Origin of the sequence: Dactylosporangium cerinum (assembly GCF_042653625.1) — a bacterium.
Taxonomy (GTDB): domain Bacteria; phylum Actinomycetota; class Actinomycetes; order Mycobacteriales; family Micromonosporaceae; genus Dactylosporangium; species Dactylosporangium cerinum.
Window position 1 is genome coordinate 58523 of the sequence record NZ_JBHSIU010000059.1, and the last position, 23072, is coordinate 81594.

General features: G+C 71.4%; 18 protein-coding genes. 10 read left to right on the plus strand and 8 right to left on the minus strand.

From position 1 onward, the window contains the following. Positions 1-7: 7 nt before the first annotated feature. The 3 genes from ACFPIJ_RS41385 to ACFPIJ_RS41395 are packed head-to-tail and all read right to left on the minus strand — an operon-like array spanning position 8 to position 3194. Positions 8-982 carry a glycosyltransferase family 2 protein gene (locus ACFPIJ_RS41385; protein WP_380123982.1) on the minus strand — a complete coding sequence of 325 codons (975 nt, stop codon included), beginning with the start codon at positions 980-982 and terminating at the stop codon, positions 8-10. Between the two features lie 2 nt (positions 983-984). Then, the gene (locus ACFPIJ_RS41390) at positions 985-2169 is read right to left on the minus strand and encodes a class I SAM-dependent methyltransferase (protein ID WP_380123984.1); all 1185 of its coding nucleotides are present in this window, start codon (positions 2167-2169) and stop codon (positions 985-987) included. Beyond that, positions 2166-3194, minus strand: coding sequence for an NAD-dependent epimerase/dehydratase family protein (locus ACFPIJ_RS41395; RefSeq protein ID WP_380123986.1), 1029 nt, complete (start codon positions 3192-3194; stop codon positions 2166-2168). The genes ACFPIJ_RS41390 and ACFPIJ_RS41395 overlap by 4 nt, the downstream gene beginning before the upstream one ends. 216 nt (positions 3195-3410) lie before the next feature. Here ACFPIJ_RS41395 and ACFPIJ_RS41400 point away from each other — a divergent pair, with 216 nt between their 5' ends. From ACFPIJ_RS41400 to ACFPIJ_RS41410, 3 genes are all read left to right on the plus strand, one after another. After that, positions 3411-4643, plus strand: coding sequence for a methyltransferase domain-containing protein (locus ACFPIJ_RS41400; protein WP_380123988.1), 1233 nt, complete (start codon positions 3411-3413; stop codon positions 4641-4643). Between the two features lie 6 nt (positions 4644-4649). Further along, on the plus strand, positions 4650-5462 hold the full coding sequence (locus ACFPIJ_RS41405) for a glycosyltransferase family protein (protein ID WP_380123990.1): 813 nt from the start codon (positions 4650-4652) through the stop codon (positions 5460-5462). A gap of 79 nt (positions 5463-5541) precedes the next feature. Continuing rightward, the gene (locus tag ACFPIJ_RS41410) at positions 5542-6171 is read left to right on the plus strand and encodes a PIG-L deacetylase family protein (RefSeq protein WP_380123992.1); all 630 of its coding nucleotides are present in this window, start codon (positions 5542-5544) and stop codon (positions 6169-6171) included. Positions 6172-6174: 3 nt separating this feature from the next. On the opposite strand, the gene ACFPIJ_RS41415 is transcribed toward ACFPIJ_RS41410, so the two are convergent. The 5 genes from ACFPIJ_RS41415 to mce all read right to left on the minus strand — a co-directional run bounded on the left by ACFPIJ_RS41415 (position 6175) and on the right by mce (position 13567). Continuing rightward, positions 6175-7527 carry a hypothetical protein gene (locus tag ACFPIJ_RS41415; RefSeq protein WP_380123994.1) on the minus strand — a complete coding sequence of 451 codons (1353 nt, stop codon included), beginning with the start codon at positions 7525-7527 and terminating at the stop codon, positions 6175-6177. 113 nt (positions 7528-7640) lie between these two features. Beyond that, on the minus strand, positions 7641-9917 hold the full coding sequence (locus ACFPIJ_RS41420) for a hypothetical protein (RefSeq protein WP_380123996.1): 2277 nt from the start codon (positions 9915-9917) through the stop codon (positions 7641-7643). Positions 9918-10038: 121 nt separating this feature from the next. Further along, a complete protein-coding gene (locus ACFPIJ_RS41425) occupies positions 10039-11286 on the minus strand; it encodes a coiled-coil domain-containing protein (RefSeq protein ID WP_380123998.1) in 1248 nt (415 codons plus the stop codon). A 297-nt stretch (positions 11287-11583) separates the two neighbouring features. Next, entirely contained in the window at positions 11584-12933 is a 1350-nt protein-coding gene (ccrA, locus tag ACFPIJ_RS41430; protein WP_380124000.1) for a crotonyl-CoA carboxylase/reductase, read from the minus strand. A gap of 157 nt (positions 12934-13090) precedes the next feature. Continuing rightward, positions 13091-13567, minus strand: a complete 477-nt coding sequence (gene mce / locus ACFPIJ_RS41435) for a methylmalonyl-CoA epimerase (RefSeq protein ID WP_380124002.1) — start codon at positions 13565-13567, stop codon at positions 13091-13093. 73 nt (positions 13568-13640) lie between these two features. On the opposite strand from mce, the gene ACFPIJ_RS41440 reads away from it, so the two are divergent. The 7 genes from ACFPIJ_RS41440 to ACFPIJ_RS41470 all read left to right on the plus strand — a co-directional run bounded on the left by ACFPIJ_RS41440 (position 13641) and on the right by ACFPIJ_RS41470 (position 23069). Then, on the plus strand, positions 13641-14828 hold the full coding sequence (locus ACFPIJ_RS41440; RefSeq protein ID WP_380124004.1) for an acetyl-CoA C-acetyltransferase: 1188 nt from the start codon (positions 13641-13643) through the stop codon (positions 14826-14828). A gap of 19 nt (positions 14829-14847) precedes the next feature. Beyond that, entirely contained in the window at positions 14848-15828 is a 981-nt protein-coding gene (meaB, locus tag ACFPIJ_RS41445; RefSeq protein ID WP_380124006.1) for a methylmalonyl Co-A mutase-associated GTPase MeaB, read from the plus strand. 45 nt (positions 15829-15873) lie between these two features. Next, positions 15874-18903 carry an FtsX-like permease family protein gene (locus tag ACFPIJ_RS41450; protein WP_380124008.1) on the plus strand — a complete coding sequence of 1010 codons (3030 nt, stop codon included), beginning with the start codon at positions 15874-15876 and terminating at the stop codon, positions 18901-18903. 26 nt (positions 18904-18929) lie between these two features. Continuing rightward, a complete protein-coding gene (locus tag ACFPIJ_RS41455; protein WP_380124010.1) occupies positions 18930-19769 on the plus strand; it encodes an ABC transporter ATP-binding protein in 840 nt (279 codons plus the stop codon). Beyond that, entirely contained in the window at positions 19766-20416 is a 651-nt protein-coding gene (locus ACFPIJ_RS41460) for an ATP-binding cassette domain-containing protein (RefSeq protein WP_380124012.1), read from the plus strand. The genes ACFPIJ_RS41455 and ACFPIJ_RS41460 overlap by 4 nt, the downstream gene beginning before the upstream one ends. A gap of 150 nt (positions 20417-20566) precedes the next feature. Beyond that, complete coding sequence (locus ACFPIJ_RS41465; protein WP_380124014.1) at positions 20567-21250, plus strand: Asp23/Gls24 family envelope stress response protein; 684 nt, start codon at positions 20567-20569, stop codon at positions 21248-21250. Between the two features lie 145 nt (positions 21251-21395). After that, entirely contained in the window at positions 21396-23069 is a 1674-nt protein-coding gene (locus ACFPIJ_RS41470) for an acyl-CoA mutase large subunit family protein (RefSeq protein WP_380124016.1), read from the plus strand. The last annotated feature ends 3 nt before the right edge of the window (positions 23070-23072 follow it).

Sequence of the window (23072 nt, forward strand, 5' to 3'; positions counted from 1 at the left end):
CGGACTCCTAGTCCTGCGGCTGCTGGTCGGTCGGCTGCTGCTGCGGCTGTTCCCACGGCGGCGGGGCGATCGGCGTGCGGGTGATCGAGCGGCGGATCCGGCCCAACTTGGCCCGGCCCCGGCGGGTGCCCCACGAGGTCAGGAACGCCCCCGTCGCCACCGCCCGCTCGGTCACCGGCAGCTCGTTGCTCATCAGCGCCTTGGTGATCTCCCAGGTCATCCTGGTGTGGTGGCTCTGGTCCGAGGCGGGCTTGCGCTTGCGGGTCTTGCCCTTGGCCGCACCCGGCTCCAGCCATTCGAGCACCTCGTCGGTGTCGCGCTGGGCGCCGAACGTGTTGGTCGCGTGCATCCGGCGGAAGAACAGCCGCTGCGGCACCTGCACGAACTCGCCGCGCAGCGCCAGCTCGTGCAGCATCCGCACGTCGCTGGACAGGAACGGCCCGAGCAGCCGGGTCTTGCGCAGCACGTCGGTGCGGATCACGCCGAAGACCTCGTTGCAGAGGTTCCACTTCCGCGCATACCAGCTGACCCGGCCGCGCGAGCGCAGCGTGGACGTGTCCATGGCGTCGTCCCACGGGCCGATCTCGTTGCCGTCGCTGTCGATCAGCACCGTCTGCGGGAAGGCCAGGATCGCCTCGGGGTGCGCGTCGAGCGCCTCCACGCACCGGCTGATCAGCGTCGGCGCGGCGAGGTCGTCGTGCGCGGCGAGCCGGAACAGCTCGCCGCGGGCCAGCTGCACGACCCGCCGGAAGTTGCCGGCCTCGCCGAGGTTCTCCGGGTTGCGGTACACCCGGACCCGCTGGTCCTTGGCGGCGTAGCGCTCCAGGATCTCCCAGGTGCCGTCGGTCGACAGGTTGTCGCACACGACGATCTCGAAGTCCGGGTAGTCCTGCGCCAGCATCGACTCGATCGCCAGGGGCAGGTACTTCTCGACGTTGTACGTCGTCATGCCGATGGACACTCTGGGCCGTGGTTCAGACATCGTCAGGCCACCAGGATCTCTGCGGTCACGCCGAGGTCGGCGAGGGACTTGGCGATCTCTTCCTTGTACGCCGGGTTGGTGATCACCACGGCCTTCGGCTGCAGCGTGGTCAGTGTCGACGGCGGGTCCACCCGGTGCCCGGTGACCGGCAGAAACCGGCCCCACTTGCGCGGGTTGAGGTCGACGACGCCGTGCAGGCCCAGCTCACGGTCGGCGAGGGTCAGGAACTGCACACCGCGCGAGCCCGCGCCCCACAGCACCGGCCGGGCGCCGTCGGCGTTGAGCTGCGCGATCGTGGTGCGCCAGCGCTCCCGCTCGGCGTGGTGCCGCTCCGCGAACCCGGCGATCGCCGCGAGCTGCTTGTCCCGGGCCCGCATCGACGGCAGCTCGCCGGTGTGCGCGACGTGACCGCCGGCCCGGGGCCGGTTGGCCGACACCTCGATGTAGCGGAACATCCCCGAGAACAGCGTCCCCGTCGACTCGACCGTCCAGCCCGCCCGGCCGAAGATGCTGGCGAGGGAGTATGCGTCGAAGTAGGACACGTGCGGGTAGATGACTTCCCAGCCGGCGGTTGCGAGGTCGTAGACCGCGTCGGGGACCTCGACGTAACCGAAGACCTCGCGCCCCTTCGCCTGCTCCCGCAGGTCGACCAGGAACTCGTGCGGGTCGTCGAGGTGCTCGAACCAGTGCCGCGAGGTGAAGAAGTCGTACGCCGGCAGGCCCTTGCCGCGCGGGGCGAGCCCGCTGTGGAACGTGGTCGCGCCGCTGGTGCCGGTCTCGCCCGCGTACATCGCGTCGTAGCCCACGCCCGTGGCACCGCCGACGTGGGTGAGCTCCTTGAGGAACTCGCCCTGGCCGCAGCCGATGTCGAGCACGAGCTTGCCGCTCAGGTCGTAGCGCTCGCTGAGGCTCTGCACCAGGTCCGCGGAGAACCGCTGGAAGGCGGGGGAGAAGTGCAGGTTGGTGTCCATCGTCGTGTCGTAGACGAGTTTGTCCGGCTCGAACGCGATGTTGCGCACGTAGGCGCAGCGCGGGCAGTGCGCCAGCTCCATCTTGCCGACCGGGGACGCGACGGCGTCGCCGTGCGCCTCCCAGTGCACCCCGCACAGGACCGGGATGTCGCCGAGGTCGGCGAACGGGACGAGCCGCTCCTCGCCGCATGCGTCACACAGGCGACCCTCGCTCATGCGGTCCACCGCAGGTTGTTGTCGAGCTTGCCGGCGGCCATCAGCGCCTTGATCCGCTTGATCCGCTGGTGGGTCTCGCTGCCGAACTGCTCGATCGTCAGGCCGTGCCGCTGGTACTGCTCGATCAGCTGCTCGACGCCGAGCTTGACGGTCCACTTCGGCTGGAACTCGGGCACCTCGGCGGCGATGAGGTCGCAGGTGACCCGGTAGTTGCGCAGGTCGGTGCCGGCGCCCTCGGCGAAGGTGACCTCGCTGCCCGGGACCACCTCCGACACGAGCGTGGCCACGTCGCGGATCAGGTAGTTCTCGGTGCTCTTGCCGATGTTGTACGCCTTGGCGTGCACCCGGTCCCGGTCGACCTCCAGCAGCGCCAGGAACGCGGCGGAGATGTCCTCGATGTGGACCAGGGGCCGCCAGGCCTTGCCGTCCGACAGCAGCCGGACCTGCCCGGTGAGCAGCGCGTGCGCGGCGAGGTCGTTGACGACCAGGTCGCCGCGCAGCCGGGGGGAGAACCCGTAGGCCGTGGAGTTGCGCAGGAACACCGGCGAGAAGTCGTCGTCGGCGAGCTCCAGCAGGCCCTGCTCCGAGAGGATCTTCGACTCGCCGTAGGGCGTCACCGGCTGGAAGCCGGCCGTCTCGTCCAGCGGGGTGTCGTCGGCGCCCTTGCCGTAGAGCGAGCAGGACGACGAGAAGAGGAACCGCTGCACCCCGGCCGCCTTCGCGGCCTTCGCCAGGCGGATCGTGGAGCGGTGGTTGACGTCATACGTCAGGTCCGGGTTGAGGTTGCCCAGCGGGTCGTTGCACAGCGCCGCGAGGTGCATGACCGCGTCGAACCCGGTGACGTGGGACGGCTCGACGTCGCGGAGGTCGACGCGCAGCGTCTTGACCTCCTCCGGCGCCGGCCCGAGCACACAGTCCGCGAACAACCCCGTGTCCAGACCGACCACCTCGTGCCCGGCCTGCCGGAGTATCGGCACCAGCACGCTGCCGATGTATCCGTCGTGACCGGTGACGAGTACGCGCATGGCAAAGCTCCCGAACGCTCGGCGGGTGGAAGGAGAGTCTAAGAGGGACCGAAAGTGCCCTCAGTGGTGTGTCGGACTTCTTACTCTGACGTTGAACCGCAGTCATCTGTGACCGCTAGCTTCTTGGCTTGGATTCTGCCTTAGGCTGACGCGTCCACATCATGCTCCCGCGGTATAGCTGGGAGCCTAGCGCCAACGATTATTTTGGGGGGACGCATGCCCGTTGTCTCGTGCCGGCTCTGTGGCGCCGAGCTGACTGAGACCTTCGTCGACCTCGGTATGTCACCTTTGTGTGAGAGCTACGTGCCCGCAGACCGGGTCGATGCTCCGGAAACGTTCTACCCGCTGCACGTGCGCACCTGCGCTGAGTGTCTGTTGGTGCAGCTCCCGGCGTACGTCGCGGGTGAGGAGATCTTTTCCGACTACCTCTACTTCTCCTCCTATTCATCATCCTGGGTGGAGCACGCACGGCAGTACTCGGTCGCGATGATCGAGAAGCTCAACCTAACGGCCGAGAGCCTGGTCGCCGAAGTGGCCAGTAATGACGGGTACCTTCTGCAGCACTTTGTGGCCGCGGGTATTCCCGTGATCGGCGTTGAGCCAGCCGGAAATGTCGCGGCAGTGGCCCGCGAAAAGGGGATCCGCACCGAGGTCTGCTTTCTCGGGCCGGAAACCGGCGAATCGGTCGCGGCGCAATACGGTCGGGCGGATCTGGTTGCGGCAAATAACGTCTATGCCCACATTCCGGACATTATTGGCTTCAGTCAGGGATTGGCGAATCTGGTCAAACCGGACGGATTGGTCACGCTGGAGTTCCCGCACCTGCTCCGCCTGATCGAGCGCCGGCAGTTCGACACCATCTACCACGAGCACTACCAGTACCTGTCGCTGCTCACCGCGTCGCGGGCGCTCGCCAAGGGCGGGCTGACCGTTGTCGACGTGGAGGAGCTCGGCACCCATGGCGGGTCGCTGCGCGTGCACGCCCAGCGGAGTGAGACGGCGGGTGAACCTTCGGTGGCCGTCAAGGCCGTGCTCGACGCGGAGGCCCAGGCCGGCCTGCACACGTTCGAGGGGCACCAGGGCTTCGCCGACGAGGTCTTCACCATCAAGCGCGACCTGCTCGACTTCCTCATGAAGGCGCGCGCCGAGGGCAAGCGGGTCGTCGGCTACGGCGCCCCGGGCAAGGGCAACACGCTGCTCAACCACTGCGGCATCCGCGAGGACCTGCTCGAATACACGGTCGACCGGTCGCCGCACAAGCAGGGCATGTTCCTGCCGGGCACCCACATCCCGATCCACGCGCCGGAGCGCATCGCCGCCGACCGGCCCGACTACGTCCTGGTCCTGCCGTGGAATCTGCGCACCGAGATCAGCGCGCAGCTGTCCTACGTGCGTGAGTGGGGCGGCAAGCTGGTCTACCCGATCCCGGCACTCGACGTCGAGGAGTAGGTTGTCGTGAAGGTCGTCCTGTTCTGCGGTGGTCTCGGCATGCGGATGCGCGAGGGCACCAGCAACGTGCCCAAGCCGATGGCGATGATCGGCGACCGTCCGCTGCTGTGGCACGTCATGCGCTACTACGCCCACTTCGGACACACCGACTTCGTCCTCGCCCTGGGCTACGGCGCGGCCGTCGTCAAGGACTACTTCCTGCACTACGACGAGACCCTGTCCAACGACTTCACCCTCGTCGGCGGCAACGGCGACGTGCAGCTGTTCTCGACCGACATCACCGACTGGAACATCACGTTCATCGACACGGGCCTCAAGGCCACGATCGGTGAGCGGCTCATGCGCGTGCGCAAGTACGTCGAGGACGAGCCGATGTTCCTGGCCAACTATGCCGACACGCTGACCGACGCGCCGCTGCCGGAGATGGTGGAGCGTTTCCGGGACTCCGCCGCGGCGGTCAGCATGCTCGCCGTGCCGCCGGTCTCCACGCACCACATCCTGGAGATGTCCGATGACGGGTCGGTGTCGCGGGTCCGGGACTTCCGCGACCTGATGACCTGGGAGAACGGCGGCTACTTCATCATGCGGCCGGAGATCTTCGACGTCCTGCGCGACGGCGAGGACATGGTGCCGCACGCCTTCGACCGGCTCATCCCGGACCGGAAGCTGCTGGCCCAGCAGTACGACGGGTTCTGGCGCGCGGTCGACACGTTCAAGGACCGCGCGGAGATGGAGGAGGCCTACAACCACGGCAACTGCCCGTGGATGCTGTGGGACTCGACCCGCCGCCCGTCCCTGGTCCCGACGCAGCGCGCATGATCGGCCCGGAGCGGAGCGGGAGGGCCGAGCATCAGGGGCTCAGGTCTGGATCAGGCGGCCGGAGCGAAGCGGAGGTCGAATGATCGAGTTCTCGCTGGCCGGCGTGCGGTCCGTTGTCGCCCTGGGGGCCCACCCGGACGACATCGAGATCGCCGCCGGCGGGCTGCTGCTGTCCCTGCCCGCGGGGGTGCGCGTCGACTACGTCCTGGCGACCGGGGTGCCGGCCCGCCAGGACGAGGCGCGCGCGGCCGCGACCGCGTTCCTGGCGCAGGGCACGGTCGCGTTCCATCTGCATGATCTGCCCGACGGGCGGTTGCCCGCGCACTGGAACGCGACCAAGGAGATCGTCGAGGCGGCGGCCCGCCTCGGCGTCCCGGACCTGGTCCTCGCGCCGTCGACCGACGACGCGCACCAGGACCACCGGCTGCTCGGTTCACTTGCCTCGACCGCGTTCCGGGACTCGCTCGTCATGCACTACGAGATCCCGAAGTGGGACGGCGACCTGTCCCGCCGCACCACCTACGTGCCGCTCACGCTCGAGCAGGGCCGGCGCAAGGTCGCGCTGCTGCACGAGCACTTCCCGTCGCAGAAGGCCCGCGACTGGTGGGACGACGAGGTGTTCCTCGGTCTGGCCCGGATCCGCGGCATGGAGTGCCGGTCCCACTACGCCGAGGCGTACACCGTGACCAAGTCCGTGGTGACCTTCTGAGGCTCAGTGCGTGACGGGCTTGCCGCCGTCGAGGTACACGTTGCTGGCCTCCCAGGTGACGCCTGGGAGGTCCTCGTTGGAGGCCGGCCCGTAGCGGCTGTTCTGCACGAACACGTTGTTGCGGAACACGACCTTCTCCGCCTTGGTGTCCGGGCGCAGGTTCACCGTGTAGTTGCCGCCGGTGAACAGGTTGTCCTCCACCAGGAGGTCGCTGAGCTTCGGGGCGGTCTCCGAGCCGAGCTGGAAGCCCGCGTTGAACGGGTCGTTGGTCGTCGGGCTGAACGCCTCGAGCGTGTTGTGCCGCACGATCATGCCGGTGCCGCCGGTCGTCTGCAGGACGTCCTGGTGGTCCTTCTCGTCGGTGAAGACCAGACCGTGAATCCAGCTGTCCTCGATCAACGCGCCGTCGGAGACCCGGGGGCCCTCGTTGAGGTTGTGCATGTTGACGCGGCGCAGCGTGTAGTGGCCGAAGCCGACGCCGAGCCCCTCGCCGTCACCGGTGATCTCGCTGTCCTCGACGAGCAGGCTCGCGTCGGTCACGAGCTCGTCGAACACCCGGATGATCATGCCGCCCTCGTTCTTGCAGTTGATCTTCGAGCGCTTGATCGTGACGTTCTTCGCCTTGATCTCGACGCAGTCGGTGAGGATCTTTCCGTCGATGACCGTGTCGGGCTCCGTGATCACGTAGCTCCCCGTGTACGGCGTGAGTTCCGTCCCGGCCGGCACCCCGGTGTTGTCGGGGCCGGGCCAGGGCTTCGTGGCCTTGACCGGGCCCGCGACCAGACCGGCGCCGGTCGTCGGGTGTTTCTTGCCGGATTCCGAGAAGGCGTAGCTCGCCTTGTAGGGCTGGTCGTCGACCGTCGAGTCCGTGACCACCGCCGGCGCGCCCGCGTAGTGCTGGAAGCCGGTGCCGCAGCCGTGCACCCGCACCTTCGTCGCGGTGTAACCGCCGTTGCCGACGCCGACCATGTTCTTGCCCTCGCAGAACACCTCGGTGTTCTGCACGACGGTGCCGCTGACGCCGGGGAGCACCCGGATCGCCACCGTGCCCTTGTGCCGCACGGTCGAGTTGATCACCTTGACGTTGTTCGCCTTGATGTGCAGCGCCGTGGTCAGCTGCTGCCCGTCGACGACGGCACCGTCGGTGCTGATGACGGTGGCCTTCTCGTCGGCGGTGCCCGGCTGGCTCTGTGACCCGCCCGACGTGTACTGCACGACCGCGAAGATGCCGGCGCCCAGCACGAGCACGCCCGCCACACCGATCGCGACGACGCGACCGGTGAGCCGGCGTGGCCGGGGAGGTGGGGCGGTGTGGCGTCCGGGGCGGTCTCGTTGCACCTGCTCCGTGCTGCTCACACTGCTCCCCCTGTACGTGACTCGCCGCGCAGACTTGCGGACGATACGTGATCTGTCACCACGTCCTCAACCCGAGTGTCGGCTTTCCGCACCTGGTGCACAGGGGCTTTCGACTACTCCGCGGAGACCTTCACCTTGCCGTTGCCGTTGGTTGTGCTTGCCGCCGGCGTGGCCTCCGCGTCGCGGCGGGCGGTTTCCCGGATGGTCTCGGCGGCCTGCTCGGTGGCCTCGGTCCCGGCGGCGGTCGCGAGCTCGTCGATCTCCTCGGCCCGCCGCTGCGCCGCCTCGGCGCGCTCCTCGGCCTGGCGCAGCCGCTCCTCGGCCGCGGCGACCTTCTCGCTCAGCGCCTCGGCGTCGACGGTCTGCTGCCGCAGCTCGGCCAGGCGGGCCTCGGCGGCCGCGACCTGCGTGGTCAGATCCGTCTCCTGCGACCGCAGCCCGGCCAGCTCGGCGCTCAGCGCCGCCTCGGCCTGGGAGACCTTGCTGGTGAGCGCGGTCTCCTGCTCCCGCAGCTCGGCCAGGCGGGCCTCGGTGGCCGCGGACTCCTTCACCCGCCGCCGCAGCTCGGCCTCCTGGGCCGCGGCCTCGGTGAGCCGCCCCTGCAGCGCCGTCTCCTGCGTCCGCAGCTCGGCCAGCCGCGCCTCGGCGCCGGCGGCCTCCTCCGCCCGCTCGGTCAGCTCCGCGAGCTGCCGGGTCAGTGCCGTCTCCTGCTCCCGCAGCTCCGCGAGGCGGGCCTCGGCGGCGGTGACGTCCCGCTCGCGCTGCTCCTGGCCGTCCTGGGCGGCGGCGGTCGCGGCGAGCCGCTCGGTCAGCGCCGTCTCCTGCTCGCGCAGCTCGGCGAGGCGGGCCTCGGCCGCGGTGGCGTCCTTGAGCCGCTCGCGGAGGGTGGCCTCCTGCGACTGGACCTCGGCCAGCCGGGCCTCCGCCTCGGCGAGCTTCGCCGTGACGGCCGCCGCGGTGGCGTCGGCGGCCTTGGTGGCGTCTGCGGTCTTCGTGGCGTCGGCGGTGGCCTTCGTGACGGCGGCCTCGGCGGCGGTCACGGCGTCGGCGGCCTCGGTCCGCAACGCGTCCGCCTCGCGCTTCGCGGTGGCGCGGAGCTGATCGGCCTCGGCCTTCGCCGCGGTGCCGGCCTCGGCGAGCTCCCGCTCCGCCGTGGCGCGCAGCTCGGCGAGCTCGGCGTCGTGGGCGGCGCGCAGGTCGGCGAGCTCCTGCTCGATCGCGGCGCGGGCGGCGGCCGCCTGCTGCGCGGCCTCGGCGCCGGCCTTCTGGGCCGCCTCGTCGGTGCTCTTCTGGTGGGCCTCGGTGGCGGCGGCGTGCGCCTCGGCGGCGGCGGCCTCGGCCTTCGACACCGCAGCGTCGGCGATGGCCTTCGCCTGCGCGGCGGCCTGCTCGGTGACGGCGGTCGCGGCCTGCTCCGCCTGCGCGGCGACGGTCGCGGCCGCCTCCCGCGCCTGGGCGCTGACGGCGGCGGCGTGCTCCTCGGCCTGTGCGGCGACGGTGGCCGCGGCCTCCTGCGCCTTGGCCGCGACGGCCGCGGCGGCCTGCTGGGCCTGCGCGCCCACCGACTCGGCCTCCTGCCGGGCCTGGGCGGTGACGGTGGCGGCCTGCTCCTGCGCCTGCGCGAGGAGCGTGGCGGCCTCCTGCTGCGCCTGGGTCGTGACGGCCGTCGCGTGCTGCTGTGCGGCGGCGGCGTGCTGGTCGGCCTGGGCCCGGACCTGCGTCGAGTGCTGCTCGGCGCCGGCCCGCAGCGCCTGCAGCTCCTGCTCCGCCTGGAGGCGGGCCTGCTCGAGCTGGGCGGTGACGTCGGCGGTGATGCGCTGCGCCTCGGCGTGGGCGTGCGCGACGATCCGCTCGGCCTCGGCGCGTCCCGCGGCGGCCCGCTCCTCGATCGCCCGGGTCTCCGCCTCCAGGGCGGCGCGACGCTCCGTGACCGCGCGCTCCTCCTCCGCACGGCGGGCGCCGAGCGCGAGCTCGAAGTCCTCGTTGGCCTTGGCGGCGCGGCCACGGGCGTCGGAGAGCAGCCGCTCGGCCTCGGCGCGCAGGCCGGAGATGTCCTGGACGGCATTGGCGCGGATCGACTCGGCCTGGTCCTCGGCGAGGCCGAGGATCTGCTCGACCCGGGCACCCAGATGCCGGAACGAGACGTCGCCCACCGGGCCGCGCCGACGCAGGTCGGCGAGCTCCATCTGCAGGTCCTGGACCTGTGACGCGAGCGCCTGGACCTGACCCCAGACCTCTTCGTTCTCCAGCTTCAGGGCATGGATCTCGTTCTCTGACTGAGTCCAGTACTTGTCGACCTGGCCGCGGTTGTAGCCACGCAGTGCGGTCTCGAAGTCGGGCTCTGACGAGACGCCGCCCGGGCCCGTGTCGAAGAGGTCGCCGTCTGACATAACACCCATCCTCACACGCAACGTCCCGCCACGCGCAATTACCCACCGCGCATGACGGGACGTGCGATCGAACTCCCCGTGAATGATCGAGAAGCGGCCTGATCACCGCGCCCCGCGAGCGTCAGGCGGAAACCTTGTCGCCGTCTCCGGACTTGGCCTTCTTGGCGTCGGCCGGGCCACCCTGCTGCGGCGGCTGGACCGACGGCATGATCCCGGCGAGGCCGGAGAGCATCTGACCGAGCTGCGACGTGACCGCGTCCTTCTGGCGGGTGAGGTCCTCGACCTCGCGCCGGGCCCGCTGGGTGGTCTCCTCGGCCTCGGCGCGAGCCTCGCTGAGCTGGCGGTGCGCCTCGGCGCGGGCCTCGTTGACCGTCTTCTCCGACAGGTTCTTGGCCTTGTCGAGGGTCTCGGCGGCGCTGCGCTCGGACTCGACCCGGCGCGCCTCGGCCCGCTGCTCGATCTCCTTGGCCCGGTCCTCGGCGGCCCGGGCGCGGCTCTCGGCCTCGTTGACGAGCTTCTGGGTCGCGGCGACCGCGGAGGCGTGGCGGGAGGACTCGTCCCGCTCGGCCTTCTCCTGCCGCTCGGCGATCTCCAGCGCGAGGGACTGCAGGTCCTTGTCGCGCTTGTCCCGGGCGTCGGTCAGCAGCTTGGTCGCCTCGGCGCGCTTCTCCTCGGCCTCCCGCGCGGCCTTGGCCCGCAGCTGGGTGATCTCCCGCTCGGCGGTGGCCCGCAGCGTCGCCACCTCGCGCTCGACGGTCGCCTTCAGCTCGGCCACCTCGTGCGCCGTGGCCGTGCGCAGCTGCTTGGTCTCGCGCTCCGCGTCGGCGCGCAGCGTGTCGGCCTCTCGCCGGGCCTGGACCCGGACCTCGGCGGCCTCGCGCTCGGCGGCGGTGCGCAGGTTGCCGGCTTCGCGCTCAGCGGTCGCCTTCATGGCGGCGGACTCGGCCCGCGCCTTGTCGGTGATCTCGCGAGCCTCGAGCCGGGCGGCGGAGATGATGCCCTCGGTCTCCCGCTTGGCCTCGCCCCGGTGGTCGTTGGCCTGCTCCTCGGCGAGCCGCAGGATCTGCTCGACCCGGGTGCCCAGCCCCGACAGCGTCGGCCGGTTGTTCTCCTCCAGCTGCTTGTTCGTGTCGCTCAGCTTCTGCTCCATCGTGCCGAGCCGCTGCTCGGTCTGACGGATGCGCCGCTGGGACTCGGCGAGGCGACCCTCGGCCTCTTCGCGAGCCTGGTTGGCCTGCTGGAGCTGCGCGTTGATCCGCTGCAGCTTGGCGTCGACCTGCGCACGGTCGTAACCGCGCAGGACGACACTCAGCTCTTCGTGATCCGAGCCGTTCTGAAAGAAGTCAACCGAGGACTGCTGCTGGGGCATTGGCACATACTTGCAGACCACGGGGGGGCTTTCGCAAGGGTGCAGCCGCACTCATCCGAGATGGTCACAAGGTCAACTTCGCCGTGGCAGGACACGCCACGTTTTTGTCACGCTTTGTCGGCGTGTCGACTGGCCGTCCGGCCACTTCAAGGTCACCGAACGGTGAGCCGGTGGAGACCGGTTTCACCCGGGGTGACGTGGGCGTTCTGCCGGTTCCGGGCAATAAAAACCGCGCCGGGAGGGTCACGTCATTGTGACCGTCCCGCCGCGGGGTCTTCGGCAGCGATCAGGAGTCGGTCACTGATCGCGGAAGCGGTTGATGGCCTGCTCGTGCCGGGCGCGCAGGTCGGGGTCGCGGACGCCGAGGCCCTCGGCCGGGGCCAGGCAGAGCACGCCGACCTTGCCCTGGTGGGCGTTGCGGTGCACGTCGTGGGCGGCCTGGCCGGTCTGGTCCAGCGAATACGTGCGCGACAGCGTCGGGTGAATCCGCCCGAGGGCGATGAGCCGGTTCGCCTCCCACGCCTCGCGGTAGTTGGCGAAGTGGGAGCCGACGATGCGTTTGAGGTTCATCCAGAGGTAGCGGTTGTCGTACTGGTGCATGAACCCGGAGGTCGAGGCGCAGGTGACGATGGTGCCGCCGCGCTTGGCGACGTAGACGCTCACGCCGAAGGTCTCGCGGCCGGGGTGCTCGAACACGATGTCCGGGTCGTCGCCGCCGGTCAGGGCGCGGATCTCGGCGCCGAACCGGCGCCACTCCGCGGTGTCCTGGGTGTGCTCGTCCTTCCAGAAGGTGAACGACGAGCGGTCGATCACCAGTTCCGCGCCCATGGCCCGGCACAGGTCGGCCTTCTGCGGGCTGGACACCACGCAGATCGGGGTCGCGCCGCCGTTGAGGGCGAACTGCGTGGCGTAGGAGCCGAGACCGCCGGACGCGCCCCAGATGAGGACGGTGTCGCCCTGCTTCATCTGCGCGCCGTGGTGGGAGACCAGCTGCCGGTAGGCGGTGGAGTTGACCAGTCCGGGGCAGGCCGCCTCCTCCCAGGACAGGTGGGCGGGCTTCGGCATGAGCTGGTTGGCCTTGACCAGGGCCAGCTCGGCGAGGCCGCCGAAGTTGGTCTCGAAGCCCCAGATCCGCTGCTGCGGGTCGAGCATCGTGTCGTCGTGGCCGGTGGCGTCCTCGAGCTCGACGCTCAGGCAGTGCGCGACCACCTCGTCGCCCGGCTTCCACTTGCTCACGCCCGGGCCGACCTTGAGCACCACACCGGCGGCGTCCGAGCCGACCACGTGATAGGGCAGGTCGTGGCGCTTCGACAGGTCGTTGAGCCGGCCGTACCGCTGCAGGAAGCCGAACGTCGAGACGGGCTCGAAGATCGAGGTCCAGACGGTGTTGTAGTTGACCGCGCTGCCCATGACCGCGATCAGCGCCTCGCCGGGGCCGACCTCGGGGGTGGGGACCTCCTGCACGTGCAGGGACTTGCGGGGGTCCTTGTCGCGGGTGGCGAGGCCGTCGAACATGTCGGTCTCGTCGGCGCGCACGACCACGCCGCGGTATGAGGAGGGCACCGGCAGGCCGGCCACGGCGCGCAGCTCGGCCGCCGGGTCCGCGGCACCTTCCGCCTGCATGATCGCGTCGAGGATCTGCTGCACCGATGGCTCCTAACGTCAGGGATGAAGGCATCAAGGGTGAGACCCCGGAAAGCGGGGTGCCTATGGGGATCGGCAACACATCTCGATGCCCTGACCCGGACGTTACTGAACGGTAGCTAAATCAGGAACCGGCCTGTGAAGAAGTCCACTGAGCAGTTCAGGAGTGGTTGCTCGAAGCTGCTCGGAACGGCTCCACCAGCTCCACGAGTACGCCTCCGGCGTCTTTCGGGTGCACGAAATTGATGCGCGAATCCGACGTGCCGCGGCGCGGTTCGTCGTAGAGCAGCCGCACGCCACGGGCGCGCAGTTCGGCACTTGTGGCATCGATGTCCGTCACCGTGTACGCGAGCTGCTGGAGGCCCGGACCGCTGCGGTCCAGGAACTTCGCGATGGTCGAGGCCGGGCTCAGCGGGGCGAGCAGCTGGAGGCGGCTACCTTCGTCGGTGGGCCCGACGGACAGCATCGCCTCGCGCACCCCCTGCTCCTCATTGGTCTCCTCATGCACGACGCGCATGCCGAAGACGCGGGCGTAGAACTCGATCGCCACGTCGAGATCCGCGACCGCGATACCGACGTGGTCGATGCGCAGGATGCCGACGGGTGAGATATCCAACTGCGGGTCGGAGGAGGTCATGGCGATAGTCTGAACCCTAGTAATCGTTCAGTCGCGACGGTGCGATGTGAACCATCTCTCGGAAGGCCTCCCGATGACTCAATCGGTGATCGTCAACGGCGCCCGCACGCCGATGGGACGACTGCTCGGTGCGCTCAAGGACTTTCCCGCCACCAAGCTCGGCGGCGTCGCCATCAAGGCGGCGCTCGAGCGCTCGGGCGTCGCGCCCGAGCAGGTGCAGTACGTGATCATGGGGCAGGTGCTGACCGCCGGCGCCGGTCAGATCCCGGCCCGCCAGGCCGCCATCGACGCCGGCATCCCGATGTCGGTGCCGGCGCTGACCGTCAACAAGGTCTGCCTGTCCGGCCTCGACGCGATCGCCCTCGCCGACCAGCTCATCCGGGCCGGCGAGTTCGACATCGTGGTCGCCGGCGGCATGGAGTCGATGACCAACGCCCCGCACCTGCTGGTCGGGCAGCGTCAGGGCTACAAGTACGGCGACGTCGTCATCCGGGACCACATGGCCCTGGACGGCCTGACCGACGCCTACGACCAGGTGTCGATGGGTGAGTCGACCGAGCGGCACGTCGCCCGGCTCGGGATCACCCGCGAGGCCCAGGACGCGTTCGGCGCGGCCAGCCACCAGAAGGCCGCCGCCGCGCAGAAGGACGGGCGCTTCGCCGAGGAGATCGTCCCGGTGGAGATCCCGCAGCGCAAGGGTGACCCGCTGCTGGTCACCGACGACGAGCAGATCCGGCCGGAGACCACGGTCGAGACCCTGGCCAAGCTGCGGCCCGCGTTCAGCAAGGACGGCACGATCACCGCCGCGACCTCCTCGCCGATCTCCGACGGGGCCTGCGCGGTCGTCGTCATGAGCCGGGCGAAGGCGGAGGAGCTCGGGCTGACCTGGCTGGCCGAGATCGGCGCGCACGGTAACGTCGCCGGCCCCGACAACTCGCTGACCAGCCAGCCGTCCAACGCGATCAAGCACGCCCTGGGCAAGGCCGGCCTGACCACCGCCGACCTCGATCTCGTGGAGATCAACGAGGCGTTCGCGGCGGTGGGCGTGCAGTCGACCGCCGACCTGGGCATCGACCCCGCGATCGTCAACGTCAACGGCGGTGCCATCGCGCTCGGCCACCCGATCGGCATGTCCGGCGCCCGGCTGGCCCTGACGCTCGCGCTGGAGCTGCGCCGCCGCGGCGGCGGCCTCGGGGCGGCGGCCCTGTGCGGTGGCGGCGGGCAGGGTGACGCCCTCCTGCTCCGGGTGCCGAAGTCCTGAACCGGCGATCATTCAACACATGACAGGTATCCGCCGATCGCGGGACGTTCCAGAGCTGGTCACGAGGGCGCGGGAGGGTGACCCCCGCGCCGTCGCGCGTCTGGTGTCGCTGGTCGAGGACGGCGACGGGGTGCTGCCGCAGGTCGCGGCGGCCCTCGCGCCGTTCGCCGGCGACGCCCACGTCATCGGGCTGACCGGCTCGCCCGGCGTGGGCAAGTCGACCACCACCAACGAACTGGTCCGGGTGTTCCGGAAGCAGCAGAAACGGGTCGGGGTGCTCGCCGTCGACCCGTCCAGCCCGTTCACCGGCGGGGCCATCCTCGGCGACCGGGTCCGGATGCAGGACCACGCCACCGACCCCGGCGTCTACATCCGCTCGATGTCCAGCCGGGGTCACCTGGGCGGGCTGTCGGCGGCGACCCCGCAGGCGGTGCGGGTGCTCGATGGTGCCGGCTGCGACCCGGTGATCGTGGAGACGGTCGGCGTCGGCCAGGCCGAGGTCGAGATCGCCGGGCTCGCCGACACCACCCTCGTGTTGCTCGCCCCGGGCATGGGCGACTCGATCCAGGCGGCCAAGGCCGGGGTCCTGGAGATCGCCGACATCTTCGTGGTCAACAAGGCGGACCGGGACGGCGCCGACGCCACGTACCGCGACATCCAGGGCATGATCGGCCTCGGCGAGCGGGCCCCCGGCCAGTGGCGGCCCAAGGTGCTGCGCGCCGTCGCCGCCCGGGCCGAGGGCGTCGAGGAGATCGTGGCGGCGATCACCGAGCACCGGGAGCACCTGCAGGACACGGGCGAGCTCCGGAAACGGCGGGAGCGCCGGGCCGCCGCCGAGATCGAGGCGATCGCCCTGGGCACGCTGCGTGCCCGGATGGAAGCCCTCAGGGAGGGTGCGGTGCTGGCGGACCTGGCGCGGCAGGTCGCGGACGGTGATCTGGATCCGCACACCGCGGCAGGAGAGCTGGTGACCATGACCGAAGCGCCGAACGGCCGCTAAGGTCTGCGGGTCAACCTTCAGCTCGACCAGCACAGGGGGCACATCTTGACGGCCTGGACCGTCATGCTGCGTGGCATCAGATACCGGGCCGGCCGGTCGTTCGTGGTCTTCCTCCTCGCCGTGACGGCGACCACGGCGGCCGTGCTCGCACCCGCGTACAGCCGTGCCGCGCAGCAGTCCGTGCTCACCGACGGCCTGTCCGCCGCGTCCACCGACGCGACCGGGCTGACCGTCGGGGCAAAGGGCACCGCAGACAGCGCCGCGTTCAAGGACCTCGCCGAGATCCGGCTGGCCATGAACACCGCGCTCGCCAAGGACCAGCTGCTCGCCGACCGGCTCGACCTGCCGGTCGCGGCCATCGACACCGAGATCGCGTTGGGTGACGTGAGCGCCAAGCTCGCGTTCCGCGACAACGCCTGCTACCACCTGACCATCGACGGCGACTGCCCGGACAACCCGGGCGAGATCGCGGTCAGCCGGCGCACCGCCACGGCCCAGAACCTGAAGGTCGGCGACCGGCTCACCGTCCGCATGGGACCGGCGACCGGCGGGCACGACAAGACCTTCACGATCCGGGGCGTCTACACCCCGAAGGACGGCGGCGCCGCGTACTGGGGCCGCACCTCCTACTTCAGCGGCAGCGAGACCACGGCCGACGCCCTGTTCTCGATGACCGAGGACGACCTGCGCCTGGAGCGCGCGGCGACCCTGACGACCCGCCTGGAGTACCCGCTGCGCGCGGACCGGGTCCGGCTCGACGACGTCGCCGGGCTCCGCGACGGCATCCAGACCCTGGGCGACCGGCTGCGGGGCGAGGAGCTCGAGGTGACCACCACCCTCCCGGCGGTCCTTCGTGACATCGACACCGACCAGTCCAGCATCGGACGGACAGCGCCGGTCATCGCCGTACCATTGCTGCTTTTGTGTTGGTTTGTGCTCTTTTTGCTCGTGGCGTCGCTGACCGAGGAGCGGGCGCCGGAAATCGCGCTGGCGAAGCTCCGTGGCTATCCGGCCGGGCGGGCCGCGAGGTTCGGCCTGGGTGAGGTGCTGCTGCTGACCACGGCGGCGGTGCCCGTCGGGATCGCCGCCGGACTGCTGCTCGTGCAGGCCGCCGCCGGGGCGCTGCTCGCCGACGGGGTCCGGGTCGAGGTGCGCTGGCCGGTGTTCGCCGCCGCGGGCCTGGCCCTGGTCGCGGGCCTCGCCGCCGCCGTCCTGGCCGGCCGGCAGACCCTGGCCCGGCCGGTCCTGGGGCTGTTGCGGCGCGTCCCCGAGCGGGGTGGCTGGCGGGCCGGCGTCGCGGACGGCGTCGTCGTGGCGCTCGCCGCGGCCAGCCTGGCCGCCGCCGTGAACGACCGCGGCTCGCCCCTGGCGCTGCTGGCGCCGCCGCTGCTCGCCGTCGTCCTCGGCATCGCCGCCGCCCGGCTGCTCGGCCTGTGGTCGCAGGCCCGGCTGCGGATCGCCCGCCGGCGCGGCCGGATCGTGCCGCTGCTGTCCGCAGCGCAGCTGTCCCGCCGCCCCGGCGGCCAGCGGCTGGTCGTCGTGGTCACGGTCGCGGTGGCGCTGCTGACGTTCGCCGCGACCGCGTGGGACGCCGCCGCGCAGGCCCGTCGCGACGCCGCCGACGACACCGTCGGCGCGCAGCGGGTCCTCACCGTCGCCGCCGACCACCCCGCCGCGCTGGAGGCCGCGGTCGACAAGGCCGACCCCGGCGGGCACGCCATGGCCGTCGTGCGGGCCAGCCAGCGCTTCGACAACGCTCCCGTCGAGCTGATCGGGGTGCAGTCCGGCCGGCTCGCGGACATCGCCGTGTGGCGCGGGCACTCCCGGGCCGAGGTCGGCGACCTGGCCGCGCGGCTGCACCCGAACGTCGCCGCGCCGCTACGGGTCGGCAAGGACCTCGCCGCCGAGATCTCCGTCGACGCGCTGCCGGCCAAACCGGCGCTGCGGGTCGCCGCGATCGTCGCCGCGCCGGGGCAGCCGCCCCGCACGGTGCCGCTCGGCGGGCTGGGGAAGGGCACGAAGTCCTACCATGCGGCCCTCACCGGCTGCGCGACCGGCTGCCGGCTGGTCGGCCTGGCCATCGGGCGGGCCGCCGGGGGCAGCGAACCCTTCGCGGTCAGCGTCGCCGTCCGCGCACTGAGCACCGACGGCGCGCCCCTCACGGCCGGCTTCGACCTCGCCGGCCGCTGGCGGCCCCGGCCCTCCACCGGCGGCGCGCAGGTCGCCGTCCGGTCCGGCGCGGCGCTCGGCGTCGACGTCTCCGGCAGCGACCCGGCCGACGCCGTCGTGGAGCACGTCGACACGCCCGAGGCGCTGCCCGCCGTCCTCGCCGGTGGCGCGCCCACCGACGACGCGGCCGCGGCGACGTTCAAGCTGCCCGGATTCTCCGACCAGCCGCAGCCGTTCACGGTCGCGGCGCACGCCACGGGGCTGCCCCGGGCCGGCCACCGCGGGGTGCTCTTCGACCTCGACTACGCCACCCGGATGGCCGAGCGCGGCGCCAGCCTCGCCGACAACGCCACCCTGCGCTACGAGGTGTGGGCCTCCGCCGCCGCACCCGCGGACCTCGACCGGCGGCTCGCCGCGGCGGGCGTGCAGGTGCTGCGCACCGAGACCATCGACGGGCAGCTCGCGCAGCTGGCCCGCCGCGCGCCGGCGCTCGGGCTGTGGCTCTACCTGCTCGCCGGTGGTGCGGCGATCCTCCTCGCGATCGGCGTGGTGCTGCTCACCGCCTACGTCGGGGTCCGGGCCCGCCTCTACGAGCTGGCCGCCCTGCGGGTGGCCGGGGTGCGCGCGGGGCAGCTGCGCCGGGCGGTGTTCCGGGAGTACCGCGCGCTGCTCGGCCTGCCGCTCGTCGTCGGTCTCGCGGCCGGGCTGGTGGGCGCCATGGTGATGCTGCCCGGCATCCCGCTCGTCACGGTCGGGGTCGCCGAGCCCTTCACCCTGCGGCTCGGCATGGGCGCGTTGCCCGTGGCGGTCGCCGTCATCGTGGTCGGTCTTCTGGCGGCGGTGCTGATGGTGCTGCGCCTGATGGGCCGCGCCACGCCGGAACGACTGCGGGACGGTGCCCAGTGACCGGTTTGTCCGTGACGTGCCGTGGGTTGGTGTACATCTACCGTCTCGAGGGCTACGACGTCGTGGCCCTCTCGGGGGTCGACCTCGACATCTCCCCGGGCGAGTCGGTCGCCCTGCTCGGCCCGTCCGGGTCGGGCAAGTCGACGCTGCTGTCGCTGCTGGCCGGGCTCCTGCCGCCGTCGGCGGGCCGGGTCAGCGTGGGCGCGCACGACCTGGCCCGGGCCACCCCGGCGGAGCTGCAGCAGCTGCGGGCCACCGACGTCGGGGTGGTGCTGCAGGGTGCCTCGCGCAACCTGCTGCCCTACCTGACCGCCGAGCAGAACGTGCGCTTCGCCCAGCGCGGCATCGCCGGCGGACGGCGCCGGCAGCTCCCGGACCCGCGTGAGGTGCTCGCCGTGGTCGGCCTCAACGGGCGGGGACGCAACCGGCAGCGGCCGCAGCGACTCTCTCCTGGTGAGCGTCAACGGTTGGCGCTCGCCGTCGGGCTGGCCGCCCGGCCGGGACTGCTGCTCGCCGACGAGCCCACCAGCCAGCTCGACACGCACGCCCGCGACGAGGTGCTCCACGCCCTGGACGCGGTCCGCCGGGCCGGCACGACGGTGGTCGTCGTGACGCACGACCCGGACGTCGGCCAGCGGATGGGTCGCACCGTCACCATCCGGGACGGCCGGGTCGGCGCCGAGGGTCGGCGCGGAGAGGACTACGCGGTGGTCGGTCGCGACGGTACGGTGCACCTGCCGCAGGAGGCGCTGCGCCTGCTGCCGCCCGGTTCGCTGGTCGGGGTCGAGCCGCAGCCCGACGGCACGGTGCTGCTGGTGCCGGCCAGGTCCGGGTTGTCGTCGCAGATGTTGGAGGACATGCAGTGAAGACGTTGACGGTCGACAGCGTCACGGTGGCGTACGAGCGGGACCACCCGGTGCTGCGCGACGTGTCCGTGGTCGTCTCCCCGGGGCAGATCCTCGCCGTCACCGGCCCGTCCGGGGCCGGCAAGACGACGCTGCTGTGGGCGATGGCGGGGCTGCTGAAGCCGGCGGCCGGGGTCGTGGCCGTGGACAGCACGCCGCTGCGCGACCGTGACCACGCCGTGGCCGAGAAGGTCGTGCTGATCCCGCAGGACAACGGGCTCGCCGCGATCCTCACCGCGCAGGAGAACATCCAGGTGGCGATGATCGCCGGTGGGTCGGCCCCGGCCGACGCCCGGCGGGCGACCGTGTCGTCGCTGGAGCGGCTCGGCCTCGCCGGCCAGGCCGACCAGCTGGTCGAGGAGCTCTCCGGCGGCCAGCAGCAGCGCACCGCGATCGCGCGCGGGCTGGCCCTGCACGGCGCCGTAGTGCTCGCCGACGAGGTGACCAGCGAGCTGGACTCCACCAACCGGCAGAAGGTCATGGAGCTCCTGCAGGAGGAGGCCCGCCGCGGCGCGGCGGTCGTCTTCGCCACCCACGACCCGGAGGCGGCCGCCGCCTGCGACCGCGAGCTGCACCTCTCCGACGGGGTCGCCCAACTGGTCCGTTAGACAGTTTCCAGCTCCCCGGCCCTGGCGGGCCGCGGTTCCGTGGGGGGTTCCCACCCCACACCCCCCATGCTGCGCACGAAAGCACTATCCCCGCGTTGGCCGGGCGCGAGTACGCTCGCGCTCGGCCACCGACCTAGGGGAGTTTTTGACATGACCGACGTGACCGCGGGCCTCCCCGCGCAGCGCACCGACGTGGACGACCCGGACATGACCGGCGACGCGCTCTCGATCGAGCCGGCCGCCCCGGGCTCCGTGGCAGGCACCGCCGCCACCACCGGCGAGCGGGTCAGCGCGTTCGCCTCCGACACCGCCGAGCGGGTCGGCGAGTTCGCCTCGACCACGGCCGACCGGGTCGGGGAGTTCGCCTCGACGACCGCCGCCGCGTCCGGCCGGATCGCCTCGCAGGTCGTCGACCGGCTGCGCAACAACGCCGAGCTCGCCGCCGAGCGGGGCACCACCACCATCGCCGACGAGGTGGTCGAGAAGATCGCCGGCATCGCCGCCCGCGAGGTGCCCGGCGTGTATGACCTGGGCGGCGACGTCGCCCGCGTCTTCGCCTCCGTCCGGGACCGGATCGGCCTCGGCGACGACGAGCGCGAGCAGGGCAACCGAGGTGTGAGCGTCCGGCTCGAGGGCACCTCCGCCGCCGTGCGGGTCACGCTCGTGATCGAGTACGGCTTCGTGCTGTACTCCGTGGCCGAGAAGGTCCGCGCGAACGTCATCGGCGCGGTGGAGAACCTGCTGGGGCTCGAGGTCACCTCGGTCGACATCGTCGTGGACGACGTGCACGTCAGCGACAAGCTGCCCGAGTCCGTCGAGGCGTCGGCGGCCTAGGTCAGGTCGGGCCCGTCACGACTCGTCGCGGGAAGGAGGGTGGGAGTTCACCCACCCTCCTTAGCGATCGTTCAGGAAGCGCATACCATCGACGGTGAGACGGACACCCCGATCACACCGAGCATTCGAGGAGCGCCGACACCCGATGGACGCCCACGACATCGCCGAGGGCCGCGCCCGCTGGCAGCGCCGCTATGACGAGGCCCGCAAGCGCGACGCCGACTTCACCACCCTGTCCGGGACCCCGGTCGACCCGGTCTACGGGCCGCCCGAGGGTGCCGACGTGCCGGGCTTCGAGCGCATCGGCTGGCCCGGTGAGTTCCCCTACACGCGGGGGCTGCACCCGACCGGGTACCGCGGCCGCACCTGGACGATCCGGCAGTTCTCCGGCTTCGGCAACGCCCAGCAGACCAACGCCCGCTACAAGATGCTGCTCGGCGCGGGCGGCGGCGGGCTGTCCGTCGCCTTCGACATGCCGACCCTGATGGGCCGCGACTCCGACGAGCCGCAGTCGCTCGGCGAGGTCGGCCACTGCGGCGTCGCCATCGACTCGGCCGCCGACATGGACGTGCTGTTCGACGGCATCCCCCTCGCGGACGTCACCACCAGCATGACCATCTCCGGGCCGGCCGTCCCGGTGTTCTGCATGTATCTGGTGGCCGCCGAGCGCCAGGGCGCCGACCTGCGGGTGCTGGACGGCACCCTGCAGACGGACATCTTCAAGGAGTACATCGCGCAGAAGGAGTGGCTCTTCCCGCCCGAGCCGCACCTGCGCCTCATCGGCGACCTGATGGAGTTCTGCGGCAAGGAGATCCCGCGCTACAAGCCGCTGTCCGTCTCCGGCTACCACATCCGTGAGGCCGGCTCGACCGCCGCGCAGGAGCTCGCGTACACCCTCGCCGACGGCTTCGGATACGTGGAGCTCGGCCAGTCGCGTGGGCTGGACGTCAACACGTTCGCGCCCGGCCTCAGCTTCTTCTTCGACGCGCACATCGACTTCTTCGAGGAGATCGCGAAGTTCCGCGCCGCGCGCCGGATCTGGGCCCGCTGGCTGCGCGACGTGTACGGCGCCACCAGCGAGAAGGCGCTCTGGCTCAAGTTCCACACGCAGACCGCCGGGGTGTCGCTCACCGCGCAGCAGCCGTACAACAACGTGGTCCGCACCGCGGTCGAGGCGCTCAGCGCGGTCCTCGGCGGCACCCAGTCGCTGCACACCAACGCCCTGGACGAGACCCTGGCGCTGCCCACCGACGAGGCCGCCGAGATCGCCCTGCGGACCCAGCAGGTGCTGATGGAGGAGACAGGCATCACCAACGTCGCCGACCCGCTCGGCGGCTCCTGGTATGTCGAGGACCTCACCGACCGCATCGAGGCCGAGGCCGAGGCGATCTTCCAGCGCATCCGCGATATGGGCGGCGACGGCACCATCACCGCCGGCATCCTGCGCGGCATCGAGGACGGCTGGTTCATGTCGGAGATCGCCGACAGTGCCTTCGTTTACCAGCAGGCCGTCGAGAAGGGCGACAAGCGGGTCGTCGGCGTCAACGTGCACACCGGCTCGCTGACCCGGGAGCTGGACATCCTGCGGGTCTCGCACGAGGTCGAGATCGAGCAGAACAAGCTGCTCGGGGCGCGCCGGGCCGGACGCGACAACGCCCTGGTGGAGCAGCGGCTCGCCGAGATGGTGGCGGTCGCGCGCACGGGCGGCAACATGATCCCTTCGATGCTGGACGCGTGCCGGGCCGAGGCAACCCTCGGCGAGATCTGCGGCGCACTGAAGGACGAATGGGGCATCTACCGCGAACCAGCGCGGTTCTAGCAA

Coding starts and splice junctions, on each gene's coding strand:
- ACFPIJ_RS41390 (WP_380123984.1), bottom strand. CDS start 2,169: ATGAGCGAGGGTCGCCTGTGTGACGCATGCGGCGAGGAGCGGCTCGTC.
- mce (WP_380124002.1), bottom strand. CDS start 13,567: ATGACCTCCTCCGACCCGCAGTTGGATATCTCACCCGTCGGCATCCTG.
- ACFPIJ_RS41470 (WP_380124016.1), top strand. CDS start 21,396: ATGGACGCCCACGACATCGCCGAGGGCCGCGCCCGCTGGCAGCGCCGC.
- ACFPIJ_RS41410 (WP_380123992.1), top strand. CDS start 5,542: ATGATCGAGTTCTCGCTGGCCGGCGTGCGGTCCGTTGTCGCCCTGGGG.
- ACFPIJ_RS41395 (WP_380123986.1), bottom strand. CDS start 3,194: ATGCGCGTACTCGTCACCGGTCACGACGGATACATCGGCAGCGTGCTG.
- ACFPIJ_RS41440 (WP_380124004.1), top strand. CDS start 13,641: ATGACTCAATCGGTGATCGTCAACGGCGCCCGCACGCCGATGGGACGA.
- ACFPIJ_RS41465 (WP_380124014.1), top strand. CDS start 20,567: ATGACCGACGTGACCGCGGGCCTCCCCGCGCAGCGCACCGACGTGGAC.
- meaB (WP_380124006.1), top strand. CDS start 14,848: ATGACAGGTATCCGCCGATCGCGGGACGTTCCAGAGCTGGTCACGAGG.
- ACFPIJ_RS41400 (WP_380123988.1), top strand. CDS start 3,411: ATGCCCGTTGTCTCGTGCCGGCTCTGTGGCGCCGAGCTGACTGAGACC.
- ACFPIJ_RS41385 (WP_380123982.1), bottom strand. CDS start 982: ATGTCTGAACCACGGCCCAGAGTGTCCATCGGCATGACGACGTACAAC.
- ACFPIJ_RS41425 (WP_380123998.1), bottom strand. CDS start 11,286: ATGCCCCAGCAGCAGTCCTCGGTTGACTTCTTTCAGAACGGCTCGGAT.
- ACFPIJ_RS41420 (WP_380123996.1), bottom strand. CDS start 9,917: ATGTCAGACGGCGACCTCTTCGACACGGGCCCGGGCGGCGTCTCGTCA.